The sequence below is a fragment of the Hymenobacter psychrophilus genome (assembly GCF_900107135.1).
GTDB lineage: Bacteria > Bacteroidota > Bacteroidia > Cytophagales > Hymenobacteraceae > Hymenobacter > Hymenobacter psychrophilus.
The window spans coordinates 78,856-94,405 of record NZ_FNOV01000005.1; the positions used below are offsets into that span (position 1 = coordinate 78,856).

A 15,550-nucleotide genomic window follows, 5' to 3' on the forward strand; every position below is an offset into this window, starting at 1 on the left:
AGGACTTACCTATATTGTCTTTTCCAATCATTCAAAGAACGTGTGCAGACGCCGCGTTTGGCGTGTGCCGTGGACTCTAGCGTAAAGCAGAGTCGTTATGTGTTATCCCCTTCCGGTCGAAGCGGGCTGCAAAGGTAAGCAGCTTTTCGATGCCTGCAAGTAAAAGAAGAAAACTTTTTTCGAGATGCTTTTCGAAGCGTTTCTTTTTTCGTTTGCTGATCTCCCCTTCCGGTTGAAGCGGGCTGCAAAGGTAGAACCCTTTTTGCTTTCTGCAAGACAAAAGGAGAAAAAAAATTTCTCCTTTCAGCCTTCCTGCTAGTGTGCGCCGCCTTTTCGGGCGACTTTGCTAGCGAGGGTGAAAGCGCTTCCGGTTGAAGCGGGGTGCAAAGGTAGCAAAACCTTTCCGACTTCTGCAACCTCAGAGGGCAACTTTTTTTTCAAGGGGCTTTTACGGGGGAGCGGCCGTCCCGACCGCGTTCCGGTTGGGGATGCAAAAGTGGGGGTTTGTGGCCGGCTGTGCAAGTAAGCCGCACAATTAATATCTCGATGAGAACGATGTGTTGGTGTCAGCAGGCTGGATAGTAACCAGTTGAGGGGGATAATTAGTTCAGTGGAATGGGAAGATTTCTTTGCGGCTTGGCCGATTCGAACGCAAAAACCCGGATTACTGGTAGTAATCCGGGTTTTTGGGGCAGCTAATTATGCTTCTTGATTCAGTTCATATGCAATGTGCTCACCCGGTCGGGGCCAACGCTGACAATGCTGATGGGCACTTCGAGGTGCTGCTCCAGAAACTGCACGTAGTCTTTTAGCTCTGTTGGTAAAGCCTGAGGGTCGGAGATGGCCTGCAGGTTGGTGCGCCAGCCGGTCATGCTTATATATACAGGGGTCAGCTTTTCCAGGTCGCCGTGGTCGGGCAGATGGTCGGTTTTTTCGCCGTTGGGCAGTTCATAGTGCGTGCAGACCCGGATTTCGTCGAATTCATCGAGCACATCGGCCTTCATGAGGTGAATTTCGGTAACCCCATTGAGCATGATGCTGTAGCGCAGGGCGGGCAAATCAATCCAGCCGCAGCGGCGCGGGCGGCCGGTGGTGGCGCCGAACTCGCGGCCAGCCGCCCGAATCTGCTCTCCTACTTCATCGTGCAACTCGGTGGGGAATGGGCCGGCGCCTACGCGGGTGCAGTAGGCTTTGCTGATACCGTATACCTTATTGATGTGGCGCGGGGCAATGCCGAGGCCGGTGCAGGCGCCGGCTACGATGGTGCTTGACGAAGTAACGTAGGGGTAAGTGCCAAAATCGATATCGAGCATGGAGCCCTGGGCGCCTTCGGCCAAGATGTTCTTCCCCTCGCGCAGCAGGTCGTTGAGCAGGTACTCGGTGTCAGTGAGCTGCAGGGTGCGCATGAAGTCGACGGCAGAAAAGAAATCGGCCTCGAACTGATCAATGTCGAGGCCGCGGCCATGGAATTCAGCAATGGTGGCGTGCCGGGCGACGGCTTCGCGGTAACGCTGCTCGAAATCGGGGAGCAGAATATCGCCAACGCGCAGGCCGGTGCGGCCAATTTTATCCTGGTACGTGGGGCCGATGCCTTTGAGCGTGGAGCCGATTTTGTCGCCACCGCGCGACTCTTCATTAATGCGGTCGAGGGCGCGGTGCGAGGGCAGAATCAGCTGGGCCTTACGCGAGATGTAAAGGTTACGGCTGTAATCCACGCCCCGGTCGGTGAGTTTCTGTAGTTCCTGGCGGAACACAACCGGGTCGAGCACTACACCGTTGCCAACGACATTAAGGATGTGGGGGTGGAAGATACCCGACGGCACCTGGTGCAGCACGTGCTTGATGCCATCGAATGTGAGGGTGTGGCCAGCGTTAGGGCCGCCCTGGAAACGGGCTACTACATCGTAGGTGGGGGCGAGCACATCGACAATCTTGCCTTTGCCCTCGTCGCCCCACTGCAATCCTACCAGTACATCAACGGGCATTACGCGGTTTTTAGGAGTTGAGCGGCCGCTGCTTCGTCATCGGCCACGGAAAATATAGCGTTCAGCTTGGTCAGAGCCAGCATTTTGCGCGGATGGTCGGCGGGGTTGATAAGCACCAGCTCACCGCCGCGACTCCGGAATTTGGTCAGTAGCGAAACCAGTACACCGATGCCGGTGCTGTTGATGTAGCGGATGCCTGACAAATCGACGGCGCAGTGCAATAACTCTTCGCCGAGGTGCTGATCGACGCTTTGCAGCAGCTGCTGGGTATCGGGGCTGCCGATGAGGTCGCCGGAGAGACGCACGAATAGAATGCCGTTCTGGACGGCGGAATCAGTTTTCATGAGGTTTGGAGGGCGGCGGCCTGGGCGCGGCAGTCGCCGCACACGCCATAAAGGTTCAAAGAGTGGTGCAAGATATGGAAGTTGAGTAACTCCCCGACCATGGTTTGGATGCCGTGGATGCGCGGGTCGCAGAACTCGACCACTTTGTGGCACTCGGTACAGATGACGTGGTCGTGCTGGCGGTAGCCATAGCTCTTCTCGTATTGGGCCAGATTGCGCCCGAACTGGTGACGACTCACGAGGCCGTGCTCAACCAGCAAATCGAGCGTGTTGTACACGGTGGCCCGGCTCACGCGCAGCCCCTGCTCCTTCATGCCGGCGTACAGCTGTTCCACATCGAAGTGACCCGTCCGGGAATAGATTTCCTCCAAGATGGCATACCGCTCCGACGTTTTGCGCAAGCCTTTATTTTCGAGGTAGGCCGTGAAAATTTTCTTTACTTCCTCGTACTTTTCTTTATCGAGATGCTTCTCGGAAATTGCCATGTTGAAGGACTTTCTATTATAAGGAGTGAAAACGATAAAAAAATCTGGCCTCCGGCGTGCTTTGCAACAACGTACAACCCGACCTGCGACGTTTCTCTTATACTGTTTTATACTCTCTGTTTTGCGGAATACCTTTTAGAGCTGTAACAGGGAGTTGTTCACCCACGAGCCTCCCCCCTAGTGTAGTTCTACGCGGCTCAAGAGTCGAATCGGTCCACAGTCATCACACCGTTTACTTTATTCAGGCGCTGGATAAGGCGGTTGAGATGCGCGGTATCGTTGACGAAAACCATAATCTGGCCCTCAAACACCCCATCATTGGAGTCCATGGTGATGGAGCGCATATTGACCTTAAGGCTGGTGCTGATGATGCGCGTCACGTCGTTGACGAGGCCCACGCGGTCGGCGCCCTTGATGCGGATGCCGGCCAGAAAGGCCAGCTCCAGCTGCTCGGTCCACTTGGCGCGCACAATGCGGTTGCCGTAGTTCGACATCATCTGCACCGCTTTGGGGCAGGAGGTGCGGTGAATGTCGATGCCCTCATCGGTTTCGAAGCCGAACACATCGTCGCCGGGGATGGGGTTGCAACAGGGCGCGATGGTGTAGTTGAACTTGTCGGTCCGCTCACCGATGACGAGCATGTTGGCATTCACGCCGCGCACTTTCTGCACCTCATGGTCGAAAGAACGGGGCTCGAGGCGCGAGGGTAGCCGCGGCGACTCGCCGTTCTCAAATACACTCTGCACAATTTCGCGGCCATCGAGCTGGCCAAGGGCAATGCGGTAGAAGAACTCGGACAGGTTGCTGACGTTGAAATAGGCCAGCAGCCGGTTCAGGTTTTCCGGATTGACCTCGATGCTGAGCAGTTCCATTCGTTTTTCCACCAGAAAACGACCGTCCTCGGATTTGGCCTTGCGGTCGTCGCGGAGCCAGTCCTTGATGCGGGTGCGGGCCTTGGAGGTGGTCACGTACTGCAGCCATTCTTCGGTGGGCCGCTGCTTCTGCGAGGTCAGGATTTCGACCTGGTCGCCGTTGTGCAACTGGTAGCTCAGCGGCTGCAGCTTCTGGTTGACCTTGGCCCCGAGGCACTGCAGGCCAATCTGGGAGTGAATCTCGAACGCAAAGTCGAGGGCCGTGGCCTTGTCGGGTAGGATAATGAGCTTGCCCTTGGGCGTAAAGGCGTACACCTCCTTCACGAACAGGTTCTGGCGGAACTCGTCCATGAATTCGAGGGCGCTGGAATTGTTGGTTTCCAGCATCTCGCGCACCTTGTTAATCCAGCTTTCCAGTGTCGATTCGGGCTGGGGCACGCCGGTATCCTTGTATTTCCAGTGAGCAGCGTAGCCTTTCTCAGCAATGTCGTCCATGCGGCGGCTGCGCACCTGCACCTCCACCCACTGCCCGGTGCGCGACATAACGGTAGTGTGCAGGCTCTCGTAGCCGTTGGCCTTGGGCGTGCTCACCCAGTCGCGCAGGCGGTCGGGGTTAGGCTGGTAGAAGTCGGTGACGATGCTGTACACCTGCCAGCAGGCTGCTTTTTCCTGCTCCGGCGGCACGTCCAGAATGATACGAACAGCAAACAGATCGTACACCTCATCGAAGGTGATGTTCTGCTTACGCATCTTCTTGAGGATGGAATAGATGCTTTTGGGCCGGCCTTTCACCTCGTACTTAAAGCCCTGAGCACTTAGCTCGTCATCAATGGGCTGCACGAACTCCTTGATAAAGCGGTTGCGCGACGTGCGGCTCTGGCGTACCTGAACCACCAACTCTTCATACACCTCCGTATCAGTATATTTGAGGTAGAGGTCCTCTAGCTCGGTTTTGATAGTGTACAGGCCCAGGCGGTGCGCCAGCGGGGCATAGAGGTAGATGGTTTCCGACGAGATTTTGAGCTGCTTGTGCCGGGGCATCGACTCCAGCGTGCGCATGTTGTGCAGGCGGTCGGCAAGCTTGATGAGGATTACGCGCACGTCGTCGGAGAGCGTGAGCAGCATTTTGCGGAAGTTCTCGGCCTGCTCGGAGGTGCCGTAATCGAACACACCCGAAATCTTGGTGAGCCCATCGACAATGCGGGCTACTTTGGGGCCGAACTCGCGCTCCACATCAGCAACCTCCCAGGGCGTATCCTCCACCACGTCGTGCAGCAGGGCCGCCACAATGCTGGTGGTGCCGAGGCCGATTTCCTCCACCACAATCTGGGCCACGGCCAGCGGGTGCAGGATGTAGGGCTCGCCCGATTTACGGCGCATCTCCTTGTGCGCTTCCAGGGAAGTATTGAAGGCCTTCTTGATGAGCTTGGCATCGCCGGGCTTGAGGGCGGGCTTGGCAGTGCGGAGCAGGCGGCGGTACTGGCGCAGGATTTCCTGGCGCTCTACCTCGGGGTCGATGGCGGTGGACATGGCGGACGGGCGGCACCCAGCGGTGCCGGAAAAAACGAGTAGCGAAGGTACGAGGCCCCCGGCCGGAAAGTAACAACAACGCGCCGGACTTGGTGCACGGCGGCCGCCGCGAGCCTACCGTTGGGGCCCAACCGGGCAGGTAGTTACGAAAGACATTGGTTTTGTAAAGGAGCTTGCGTAGTTTTGCGCCCCCGAGGCAGTTGGCCTCGTACTGCGGATGTGGCGAAATTGGTAGACGCACCAGACTTAGGATCTGGCGCCGCAAGGTGTGTGGGTTCGAGTCCCTCCATCCGCACAAAGTGGATTTCAGTTCGCTGAAATCATGTTTAAACCCTCAACCCACCCGTTGGGGGTTTCTTTTTGGGGGTCGGTTCCCATCCGGCCCTTTTACCCCAACGTAGCACCTTTAACCGACCAGCAGTGGATATCACCCTCGACAAGCAAGACGACCAGCTTCATGCCATCCTGACAGTAAACCTCACGGAGGCTGACTACGCTACCGCCGTGGAGAGCAAGCTGAAAGAATACAGCAAGAAAGCCCAGATTAAGGGTTTCCGCCCCGGCAAAGTGCCCGTAACGCTGGTACGCAAAATGTACGGCAAAGGCATTCTGGTCGACGAAATCAACGAGCTGCTGGGCAAGTCGGTGGATGGCTATATTAAGGAGAACAACCTGCGCATTCTGGGCGAGCCCCTGCCGGTGGCTTCCGACATCGATTTCGACAACCAGAAGGACTTCGCGTTCCAGTTCGAGCTGGGCCTGCTGCCCGACTTCGAGCTGCCCGCCGACCAGGCCATTACCGTTGACCGCCACAAGGTAACGCTCGACGAGAACACCAAGAACGAAACCTACGAGCAGCTAGAGCGCCAGTTCGGCGAAACCACCGAGCCTGAGGCCGCCGAAGCCGGCGACTACCTGGTAGGCCGCCTGCGCAAGGACGGTGAGGAAGGCGAAGGCCGCCTGCTGATGCTGCCAACCAACAAAATGAAGAGCGAGGCGGATAAGTTCATGGGTGCCAAGCCTGAGGACGTTATCACCTTCGACCTCAAAACTGCTTTCGACGGCGACGCGAAGGCCATTGCTAACTTCACCGGCATGAGCCGCGAGGAAGCCGAAGCCGTAGAGGGCAACTACACCCTGACCGTGGAGAAAGTGCAGCGCACTGCCGCCGCCGAGTTCAACCAGGAGCTGTTCGACAAAGTATTCGGCAAAGACATCGTAACGTCGAAGGAAGATTTCGACGCCAAGGTGACCGAAACGGTGATGGAGAACTACGACCGCGAGTCGGACAACCTGATGAACCGCCAGATTATCGACAAGATGCTGGAGAACGTGAGCATCGAACTGCCGAAGGAGTTCTTCAAGAAGTGGCTGGTGCGCGCCAACGAAGGCAAGCTGACGCCCGAGCAGATTGAGGAGCACTACGACGACTACGCCAAGGAGTTGAAGTGGTCGATGATCCGCAACAAGGTGGTGGAAGCCAGTGAGTTGAAGGTAGAAAACGAGGAAATCGTGGACCGCACGATGCAGAAAATCCTGGGTCAGTTCAACATGGAGATGACGCCCGAGCTCGAAGAGTCGGTGCGCGGCTTCGCCGACAACTTCCTGCGCCAGGAGAACGGCAAGAACTACGTGCAGGAGTACGAGGCCATTCTGGCAGAGAAAGTGCTGGAAAACCTGCGCGGCAAAGTTGTTGTTAACGACAACGAGATTACGGCCGAGGACTTCCGCAATCAGAACGCCGGCTAAGCTCTGCCGCTGTTCCGGTTTTCAAAACCAACAAAAAAGCCCTTACTTGTCGTAGGGGCTTTTTTTAGTGCTTGGTGTTTCGTTGATAGTGCTTAGCGTTTTTCTTTTTCTACGCACTACTAATGAAGCACCAAGCACTAAAGCCAAAGCACTAATAACGAAGCTCTAACAACTAAATTTACTCCATGCTGAATAAACAAGAGTTCCGCAAGTTTGCCGTAAAGGGCCAGGGTCTGAATGGCCTGGGCGTTGATCAGTATTTAAGCCACGTTGAGGGCCAGGTGCGCAACGGCATGATGTTGCCCTCCAACATGACCCGCTCGGTAATTGAAGAGCGCCCGACCCGCTTCGCCGAAATTGACGTATTCTCCCGCCTCATCATGGACCGGATTGTGTTCCTGGGTACGGCCGTGGACGATTACGTAGCCAACATCCTGACGGCGCAGATGCTGTTTCTGGAGTCGGTTGACGCCAAGAAGGACATTCTGCTCTACATCAACTCGCCCGGTGGCTCGGTGTATGCCGGCCTGGGTATTTATGACACCATGCAGTACGTGAACCCCGACGTGGCCACCATCTGCACCGGTCTGGCGGCCTCGATGGGCGCCGTGCTGCTGGCGGGTGGCGCCAAGGACAAGCGTTCGGCCCTGCCCCACGCCCGCGTGATGATTCACCAGCCCTCGGGTGGCGCGCAAGGCCAGTCGTCGGATATCGAAATCACGGCCCGCGAGATTCTCAAGCTCAAGAAGGAGCTGTACGATATCCTGGCCGAGCACACCGGCAAAACCTACCAGGAAATCCACGACAACTCCGACCGTGACTACTGGATGCGCGCCGATGAGGCCAAAGAGTATGGCCTGATTGACGAGGTACTCGAAAAGAAGAAAGCCGAGTAAGCTGAACCGGTAATGGGTATGTTGAGCGCAGCCGAAGCATCTCTACCGTAATGGTAAATTCCGGCGTCAGGGTTAGCATTGCAGTGGAGATGCTTCGACTTCCCTTTGTTGCGCTCAGCATGACCTGTTCTTTAGCAACCTGATACCAAAAAAGCCCGCACCAGCGGGCTTTTTTGTTTACTTCACGTTCAGCGCCGGCGGCACGTTTTGCCTCCCTATTGGCGTTGGGCTTTTCGTACCTTTGAAGCCAGCCAGCTCAACCGGCGGGCTTCCCTCCTATTTCAGCGAGTTCCTTTAGCAATGGCAGATATTACGTGTTCCTTCTGCGGTAAGAGCAAGAAAGACGTTACGGTGATGATTTCGGGCATCAATGCGCACATCTGCGAACGGTGCGTGGGGCAGGCCCAGCAAATTTTGAACGAGGAAAATAAGATTCGGGCCAACTCCAAAACCCCGAAGTTCAACCTCGTGAAGCCGCGGGAGATGAAGGAGTATCTCGACCAGTATGTGGTGGGCCAGGACGAAGCCAAAAAGGTGATGTCGGTGGCCGTGTACAACCACTACAAGCGCCTGATGCAAACCCCGCAAAAAGACGACGTGGTGATTGAGAAATCAAACATCATTATGGTGGGCGAAACCGGCACGGGCAAAACCTTCCTCACGCGCATGTTGGCCAACATTCTGCAAGTGCCCTTCTGCATTGCCGACGCTACGGTGCTCACCGAGGCCGGCTACGTGGGCGAAGACGTGGAGAGCATCCTCACGCGCCTGCTGCAGGCCGCCGACTACAACGTGGAAGCGGCCGAGCGCGGCATCGTCTACATCGACGAAATCGACAAGATTGCCCGTAAGAGCGACAACCCCAGCATCACGCGCGACGTGAGCGGCGAGGGCGTGCAGCAGGCCATGCTGAAGCTGCTCGAAGGCACCAGCGTGAACGTGCCGCCCCACGGCGGCCGCAAGCATCCCGAGCAGAAGATGATTACGGTGAACACCGAGAACATTCTCTTCATCTGCGGTGGCGCCTTCGTGGGCATCGAGCGCATCATCAAGAACCGCCTCAACACCAAGCCCATCGGCTTTGCCAAAACCCAGCTCGAAGAGCAGCACGACACCAACAACTTCCTGCGCTACGTCACGGCCCAGGACCTCAAGTCGTTCGGCCTGATTCCGGAGCTGATTGGCCGCCTGCCGGTGCTCACTCACCTCAACCCCCTCGACCACGCCACGCTACGCAAAATCCTGACGGAGCCCAAAAACTCCATCGTGAAGCAGTACCAGCGCCTCTTCGACATGGAAGGAATAACGCTGAGTTTCTCGGAGGGTGCCCTCCAGTACATCGTGGTGAAAGCCGACGAGTTCCGCCTCGGGGCCAGAGGTCTGCGCAGCATCTGCGAAGGCATTATGACCGACGCCATGTTCGACATGCCTTCTGAGGAAGGCGTGAAGGAACTAGTTATTGATGAAGATTACGCCCGGAGCAAGTTTGAGCAGACCGCCATGAAGCAGTTGCGGGCGGCGTAGAGCTCGGCCTATCGTCAATCCATTTTTAAAGCAGAATCGGCACAAGCTGATTCTGCTTTTTTATGCGTGGCGCGGCGGGCAAGGTACAGTAGCAGGGCATTGCACCGGGGCTAAACGATTTCCGGCTAAAAATAACCCTGCCATAGTACTTTCGTCGCTGCTGTGCATTGCCAGCGGCGGCAGTGCCGGCCCCGAGGCCCCACTGGTGCAGGTAATGGGCTCTACCGGCACCTGGGTTGGCACCAACTGCCTGCTTAGTCGAAGTTGGAGTCGCGCAGGTGCACGGGGCCTTCCGGCGACTTCTTGCGTAACCGGATATTAAACAACTCGACCAGCAGCGAGAAGGCCATGGCGAAGTAGAGGTAGCCTTTTTCGATTTCCTGATGACCGGCTTCCATTACCAGCATCACCCCAATCATGATCAGGAACGAAAGGGCCAACACCTTGATGGTGGGGTTATCGTTGACGAAATTGGCCACCGTGCCCGAGAAGGCCAGCATCAGGCCCATCGACACTACAACGGCCACAATCATCACCAGCACATTGTCCACGAGGCCCACGGCCGTCAGGATGGAATCGAAGCTGAACACGATATCGACCACGATAATCTGGAAGATAACATTGGCCATAGTGGCCGAGGCTGCGCCGGCATCGGCCGTCTCCTCTTCACCCTGGAGCTTGGTATGCAGTTCGGTGGTACTCTTGTAGATCAGGAACAGACCGCCACCCAACAAAATCAGGTCGCGGCCGCTAACGCCGAACGGCTCAGCCTGCCAAGGTAAATTAAGGGTAAACAGTGCCGTCCGCAACCCGATAATCCAGCTGATACTCAGAAGCAAACCCAGTCGGAACACCAGCGCCAGCATGAGGCCGATGGTACGCCCCCGGGCCTGCTGCCCGGCCGGCAGGCGGTTGACGATAATAGAGATAAAAATAATGTTGTCGATGCCTAGCACTATTTCCATCAGGGTCAGCGTGAGCAGGCTAACCCAGGTAGCAGGCTCCGTAAAAGCGGCAAAGTCGTACATCTGGGGCAAGTAAAAACTACGCGTAAACGGTCTGAGGTCCGAGGAGAAGTTCGCTTTCTGCAGCAGGCTTTACGTCTGCTGCAAAACGGCGCTGAAACAAAGCAAGCGCGCCACTGGCTGGCGCGCTTGCTTTGTTTGTCCTGGTTTTTCGGTCAGGCAGTCCGGCTGGTTACGTCGCCGCTGGCCTCGGGCTGGTGCAAAACGGTTTCGACGTAATACGTGGCCTCGCCCTTGGGCATAGGCCACACCACCATATCGCCGGGGCGGCAGCCGAGTACGGCGGTGGCAACGGGTGCCAGAATGGATATTTTGTTGGCCTTGATGTCGGCGTGGCGGGGGTATACCAGCGTGATTTCGAGGGTGCTGTTGTTGGTCGCACTGCGTAGGCGCACGCGCGAGTTCATCGTTACCACGTCGGGCAGCACATCGTACGAATCTACCATCTCGGCACGCTTCAGCTCCCGCTCTAAACGCTCGACCACCCGGTTACCGGTTTGCTGGCGCTCCTGCTGCACAAGCTCGAGCAGGTGCTGGTAATCGACCTTGGTGATGTAAATGGGGCCAGAGGTGGACGGGGTAGATTTCATGGACAAAAAAGCAGAAGGTGAACAGATGAACGCGACAGGGCCAGTAAACGGCCCGTCGCGTTCAAGTTACTATAAAGGTTTCAGGCTACCCTACGGTTTGCAGAGGATACTCGCTGAAACGGCTTGCGGAAACACCCGGTAATGGGCCAATTAATAGACCGCGTGGAATACAGCGAGCGGGGCGCGGCGGCCCACATTCAGCATTAGCGTGTCGCCCCGCACGGTATAGTTGTCGGCCTGGTTGAGCACGTCGAGGAATTGGCGCTCATTTTCGGGGCCGGGGCAGGCCCGGAGCGTGGTGAGCAGGTTGGTGAAGCGCAGGCGCATCTGCTGCTCATTCAGCTCGTAGGAGCCGTTGAGGCTGTTACAGCCCCCATAGCCCACCACGCGGCTGCTATCGGTGAGCATAAAGTGCGCGGCGCGCTCCTGGCCGGGCGCCATCTTCACGGGCTGGTTTTCCAGCATCACCAGCTGCCAATGCTTGTTGAGGATGCCCTCGGTTTTCTGGCTCATGCCGGAAGTGGCATCGGGCGTAGTAGCAGTGTTCCTGGCCGATTCGCAGCCGGTTAATAGCGCGGGCGTGAGCAACAGGGCAAGCAGATACTTTTTCATGGGCAGTAGCAGCAAGAAAATTGAGTGACGTCAGACAAAGCAATCAGCTGCCCCGGTAGGTGGAATAGCCGAACGCCGACAGCGTAATGGGCACGTGGTAGTGGGCGCCGTCCGTCAGCTCGAACACCACTTCGATGTAGGGGTAAAACGACTCCTGCTTCTGGGTTGCGAAGTAAGGCTTGGTCAGAAACGTGAGCTTGAAAAGGCCCTGCTGCACGCCCGATTGGCCGGCCGTGGGCAGAAAGTCGCCGATGCGGCCGGCCGCGTCGGTCTGCTTTTCACCTATGGCCGTCCAGTTTTTTTTGGCCGAATCGTACTTTTCGAGGCGTACCGTTACGCCCGGCGCGGGCATGCCCCGGCTGATGTCGAGGATGTGGGTGCTGAGCTGGTAAGCGGGCGGAGTTTGCGGCTTTTGCTGAGCCAGGCTCAACAGGGGCAGCAGGCCCAGGAGGGTAATAAGCAGGGTTTTCATAAGGAAATTCAACAAGATTAATGAGTGACAAAACCAACGGCTACAACAGGCCGCTGGGGGTTAAGGAGTGGTAATGCCCGCTTCGGGCAGGCTGGCCGCGTGGCCAATGAGGTCGTCATTTTCGGCCCCACCGCCGCCCGATATGCCCACCGCGCCAATTACCTGGCCCTGGTAGCGTAGGGGCACCCCACCGCCCAGCAGCAGCAATTCGGGCAGGTTGGCCAGGTTCTGGGTGTCGGGGTTGGCGCGGGCCTTGCGGCCCAGCAGTAGCGTGGGGGTTTTGGTAGATAAGGCCGTGAAGGCTTTGCGGCGGGAGGCTTCCGTGTTGTGCGGCCCTACCCCATCGCCCTGAGAAAGCAGAATGGTTTGGCCGCTAGCATCTACCACGGCCACCGACACCTGCTGATTGAGGGTGGCAGCCTTGGCGCGGGCCCGCACGGCCAGCTCCATGGCTGCGGCCTGCGTCAGCCGGAAAGCGGGGGTTACGTAGGTGCTGGCGGCGGGGTTGGCTACGCGGGCAGTTTGCGCCGAGGCCAGAACCGGTAGCAGCAGCAAAGCCAAGCTCAGGCCCGACAGTTGTTTTAGTTTGTGCATCAAGAGTTGGTTTCAGGAAGTACAGCCGTCGAACTCAGCGCTGCTCGTGAAATAGATGCACCATCGCCTGGCCCGATTTTTTTCCGGCCTCAGTGGCAATGTACAGGTCGCCTTCGGGCGTGAAGGCCAGCCCTTCGGCCTGCGGAAACAGGTTGCCGGGCAGCGGGGCAGCGGCCAGCAGCTTGCCGGCTTCGTTTAGCTCGACCAGCGCATTCTGCCGGGCCGACAGCACAAATACGTGGCCCGTACGCGGATGAACGGCCACGGCCGAGGGCGCAAAGCCCTTCAGCCCACTCATATGCTTATCTTCCTTGCCTCTCTTATTCTTTTTGGTTATTTCCGGTGCAGTATCTGCCCCGCCGGGCTTGGGCACCGAGGCCACAATGGCATCCACATCGAGCAGGTAGGCGGCCGGCGTCTGTACCTTGTACGTTGTGGGGTCGAGGCGGTAGATAGCGCGCTTGGTGGCGGTCAGGTTGCCGCCGGGCGCGCCTTTGCAGGCCACAAGCAGCGTTTTAGAGCGGGCATCGTAGGTGAGGCCCTCGGCGTTGTTCTCCGTAGTGAGGCCGGTCTGATACTGTTGGGTGCCGCTGGCCGAGTGGCGGAACAACGTGCCGTCGCTGCGCAACACAAGCCAGTCGCCGCCTACCCGGGCCAGATCCTCGTAGTCGCCGGCCGGCCCGAAATCAACGGTGCTGGTTACGCGTCTATCGGCCAGGCTATACTCGTAAAGCCGACCGGTTTCATCCTCCACGCCGGTTAGCTGCCCGTTGCCGCTGAACGCAATGCCCGACAGCTCGGCCAGCTCGACGGGCATGGTATAGGTAGCGGCCGGCCGGCTGAAATCGTAGGCCAAGCGGCCGGAAACCGGCGCGCTCGGGTCCGAACTGGCCACACCGCTCCGGAAATCGGGGGCAGCTGAGGCTGCAGCGTCGGAAGTGGGTGCGCAGTAGTTGAGCAGCAGTGCCAGGGGCAAAAAAAGGGTGTTAATCATACCAGTGCGGTTGAGTTCAGGTTGTCAGCAGAAAATCGAGGGTCCCAGCTTAGCGAAAGGCCAGCGTATCGGCCGCGTCAGTTTGAGCAGCAGCTTGGCGCTGGCAGGCTGCCAGGCGCTGCCGGGTCTGGCGCAGTTCCTCGTGCAGGGCCGTCCAGGCACTGTCCTGCTCCTCATCGTCGTCGTCGCCATCGAAGAGCCCCATCGTATGGGGTGCCCTCATCCGGTTTTGCCGCACCGACTGGTAGTCGGGCGTGAGGCAGTACAGGTTTACGCCCACCGACAGCACCAGTGCCCCGGCCAGCAGCCAGGTAAGCAGAGAAACAGTAGACGGGCTAACAGGGGCGGCCATAAATGGGGAGCTACATAAAATACAATACAAACGTATTGCGGCGGTATTAATACCGTCTGAGCGCCACATTAAAAGAACGTTAAGCAGCCGGCAACAACAGCTCGGCCTGCGTACCTTGCCCTACCACCGACGTGATGCGCAGCTGCCCGCCGTGGGCCTGCGCAATTTTCTGGGTAATAGGCAGGCCCAGGCCAAAACCCGGCCGGTCGCGGCTGTTTTCGCCCCGAAACAGCGGCTCGGTAAGGCGGGCCAAATCGGACGCCGGCAGGCCCACACCGGTGTCGGTTACGCGCAGCCACAGCTGCCGGGCCGGGTTGTAGTTCAGCTGCACGCTCACGCCACCGGCCGAGTACTTGCAGGCGTTGTCGAGCAGGTTGAGCACGGCCGTGTGCAGCAGCTGCTCGTTGCCGCGGGTACCAAAGGGTACCTCCACCGAGTCGGGCCACGGGCCAAAATCTACCTGCACGGTGCGGCCGGCGTAGCGGGTGCGGCAGCTGGCTACGGCCCGCAACACCACATCATCAAAGGGCACAAATTCGGCTTCCGGGGCCGCGCCCTCGGCCCGGGCCAGGGCCAGCAGGCTGTTAGTTAAGTCGATAACCTTCTGAATTTCTTCCACCGCCGACTCCATGCTGCGGCGGGCCGTGGGCAAGTCAGGGTCGTAGGCGGCGGCCGTTTCAAGCGTACCCAGCACCGTGGCCAGGGGCGTGCGCAACTCGTGCGAGGCGTGGGCCACAAAGCTCTTATGGGCTTCAAAAGCCTGCTCCAACCCGCTTAGCATCTGGTTGAACGTCATGGCCAGCTGGGCAATTTCGTCGCGGCGGTTGCCCTCGTTCACGCGTTGGCGCAGGCTGCTGGCCGTAATGCCGCGCACCTCGGCCACCATGCGCGCCAACGGCCGCAACAGGCGGCCCGCAAAAAGCCAGGCCGCCCCGATGACGAGTACCAGCGCCCCCAGGTTGCCACCCAGCAAAATGGCGCGCAACGTGGCAAACTCGCGCCGCCCGAATACGTCGCGCCCGGCCACAAAAATAAAGTAGCGCTGCCCGCGGTGCCGGTACTGCATACCCAGCACCTCCACCGCGCCCCGATGAAAGCGGGCCGGCTGGCTGCGCGTAATCTGGTCGAAATACACCGAATCGGCCTTGGATATGGCTTCTTTGTTCTTCTGGCTGATCTGGAAGGCCAGGGTTCCGTTGGGCTTATAAATGCTGATGCGCTCATTGTGCATCGTCAGCAGGTCCTTTTTGCGCAGGCTGCTCAGCGCCTCGGGCTGCAGTTCGAGCCGGCCGATGAGCAGATGGGCCGTTTGCTCGGCTTTGCTTTCGAGGCGGTGGTAGAAGCGCAGCTCCCGCGCCCGCACGCTGTAGTAGTAAATGAACCCCGTCAGACAGAGCTGAATGGTAAACACCAGCGCCATAAACCACAGCATCAACTGATTCCGAAACAGCATACTTGGCTAGTGGGTTAGTGATTAGAGTTTAGTGATTAGAGGTGAGTGGTGAGTGATGAGTGATGAGTGAGGA

15 protein-coding genes, 1 tRNA gene and 1 pseudogene are annotated in these 15,550 nt (G+C 58.1%); 5 read left to right on the forward strand and 12 right to left on the reverse strand.

The window, feature by feature from the left end:
* Positions 1 to 713: 713 nt before the first annotated feature.
* The 4 genes from BLW21_RS08735 to BLW21_RS08750 form a co-directional block, all read right to left on the reverse strand.
* The gene (locus BLW21_RS08735) at positions 714 to 1,985 is read right to left on the reverse strand and encodes an adenylosuccinate synthase (protein ID WP_092739074.1); all 1,272 of its coding nucleotides are present in this window, start codon (positions 1,983 to 1,985) and stop codon (positions 714 to 716) included.
* Positions 1,985 to 2,329 (reverse strand): STAS domain-containing protein, encoded by a 345-nt coding sequence (locus BLW21_RS08740; RefSeq protein ID WP_092739075.1) that lies wholly within the window; start codon positions 2,327 to 2,329, stop codon positions 1,985 to 1,987. The genes BLW21_RS08735 and BLW21_RS08740 overlap by 1 nt, the downstream gene beginning before the upstream one ends.
* A complete protein-coding gene (locus BLW21_RS08745) occupies positions 2,326 to 2,814 on the reverse strand; it encodes a Fur family transcriptional regulator (RefSeq protein WP_092739076.1) in 489 nt (162 codons plus the stop codon). Before BLW21_RS08745 ends, BLW21_RS08740 begins: the two co-directional genes overlap by 4 nt.
* Before the next feature lie 197 nt (positions 2,815 to 3,011).
* Positions 3,012 to 5,216 carry a RelA/SpoT family protein gene (locus tag BLW21_RS08750; RefSeq protein ID WP_092739077.1) on the reverse strand — a complete coding sequence of 735 codons (2,205 nt, stop codon included), beginning with the start codon at positions 5,214 to 5,216 and terminating at the stop codon, positions 3,012 to 3,014.
* A 213-nt stretch (positions 5,217 to 5,429) separates the two neighbouring features.
* On the opposite strand from BLW21_RS08750, the gene BLW21_RS08755 reads away from it, so the two are divergent.
* From BLW21_RS08755 to BLW21_RS22120, 5 genes and pseudogenes are all read left to right on the forward strand, one after another.
* Positions 5,430 to 5,511, forward strand: a tRNA-Leu gene (locus BLW21_RS08755).
* A 125-nt stretch (positions 5,512 to 5,636) separates the two neighbouring features.
* Entirely contained in the window at positions 5,637 to 6,965 is a 1,329-nt protein-coding gene (tig, locus tag BLW21_RS08760) for a trigger factor (RefSeq protein WP_092739078.1), read from the forward strand.
* Positions 6,966 to 7,150: 185 nt separating this feature from the next.
* Positions 7,151 to 7,861 carry a ClpP family protease gene (locus tag BLW21_RS08765; RefSeq protein WP_092739079.1) on the forward strand — a complete coding sequence of 237 codons (711 nt, stop codon included), beginning with the start codon at positions 7,151 to 7,153 and terminating at the stop codon, positions 7,859 to 7,861.
* A gap of 300 nt (positions 7,862 to 8,161) precedes the next feature.
* Positions 8,162 to 9,385, forward strand: a complete 1,224-nt coding sequence (gene clpX, locus BLW21_RS08770; RefSeq protein WP_092739081.1) for an ATP-dependent Clp protease ATP-binding subunit ClpX — start codon at positions 8,162 to 8,164, stop codon at positions 9,383 to 9,385.
* A gap of 127 nt (positions 9,386 to 9,512) precedes the next feature.
* A pseudogene (locus tag BLW21_RS22120) lies at positions 9,513 to 9,623 on the forward strand (hypothetical protein); the annotation flags it as partial.
* A 16-nt stretch (positions 9,624 to 9,639) separates the two neighbouring features.
* On the opposite strand, the gene BLW21_RS08775 reads toward BLW21_RS22120, so the two are convergent.
* From BLW21_RS08775 to BLW21_RS08810, 8 genes are all read right to left on the reverse strand, one after another.
* Positions 9,640 to 10,413, reverse strand: a complete 774-nt coding sequence (locus BLW21_RS08775; RefSeq protein WP_092739083.1) for a TerC family protein — start codon at positions 10,411 to 10,413, stop codon at positions 9,640 to 9,642.
* A gap of 152 nt (positions 10,414 to 10,565) precedes the next feature.
* Positions 10,566 to 11,000, reverse strand: coding sequence for a nucleoside diphosphate kinase regulator (rnk, locus tag BLW21_RS08780; RefSeq protein ID WP_092739085.1), 435 nt, complete (start codon positions 10,998 to 11,000; stop codon positions 10,566 to 10,568).
* Between the two features lie 150 nt (positions 11,001 to 11,150).
* The gene (locus BLW21_RS08785; RefSeq protein WP_092739087.1) at positions 11,151 to 11,612 is read right to left on the reverse strand and encodes an META domain-containing protein; all 462 of its coding nucleotides are present in this window, start codon (positions 11,610 to 11,612) and stop codon (positions 11,151 to 11,153) included.
* A gap of 43 nt (positions 11,613 to 11,655) precedes the next feature.
* Positions 11,656 to 12,084 (reverse strand): hydroxyisourate hydrolase, encoded by a 429-nt coding sequence (gene uraH / locus BLW21_RS08790; RefSeq protein ID WP_092739089.1) that lies wholly within the window; start codon positions 12,082 to 12,084, stop codon positions 11,656 to 11,658.
* A gap of 60 nt (positions 12,085 to 12,144) precedes the next feature.
* Positions 12,145 to 12,678 carry a heme-binding protein gene (locus BLW21_RS08795; RefSeq protein WP_092739091.1) on the reverse strand — a complete coding sequence of 178 codons (534 nt, stop codon included), beginning with the start codon at positions 12,676 to 12,678 and terminating at the stop codon, positions 12,145 to 12,147.
* Between the two features lie 34 nt (positions 12,679 to 12,712).
* On the reverse strand, positions 12,713 to 13,672 hold the full coding sequence (locus tag BLW21_RS08800; RefSeq protein WP_092739093.1) for an SdiA-regulated domain-containing protein: 960 nt from the start codon (positions 13,670 to 13,672) through the stop codon (positions 12,713 to 12,715).
* 49 nt (positions 13,673 to 13,721) lie between these two features.
* Complete coding sequence (locus tag BLW21_RS08805; RefSeq protein ID WP_092739095.1) at positions 13,722 to 14,024, reverse strand: hypothetical protein; 303 nt, start codon at positions 14,022 to 14,024, stop codon at positions 13,722 to 13,724.
* Positions 14,025 to 14,103: 79 nt separating this feature from the next.
* Positions 14,104 to 15,477 carry a sensor histidine kinase gene (locus BLW21_RS08810; RefSeq protein ID WP_092739097.1) on the reverse strand — a complete coding sequence of 458 codons (1,374 nt, stop codon included), beginning with the start codon at positions 15,475 to 15,477 and terminating at the stop codon, positions 14,104 to 14,106.
* Positions 15,478 to 15,550: the final 73 nt, after the last annotated feature.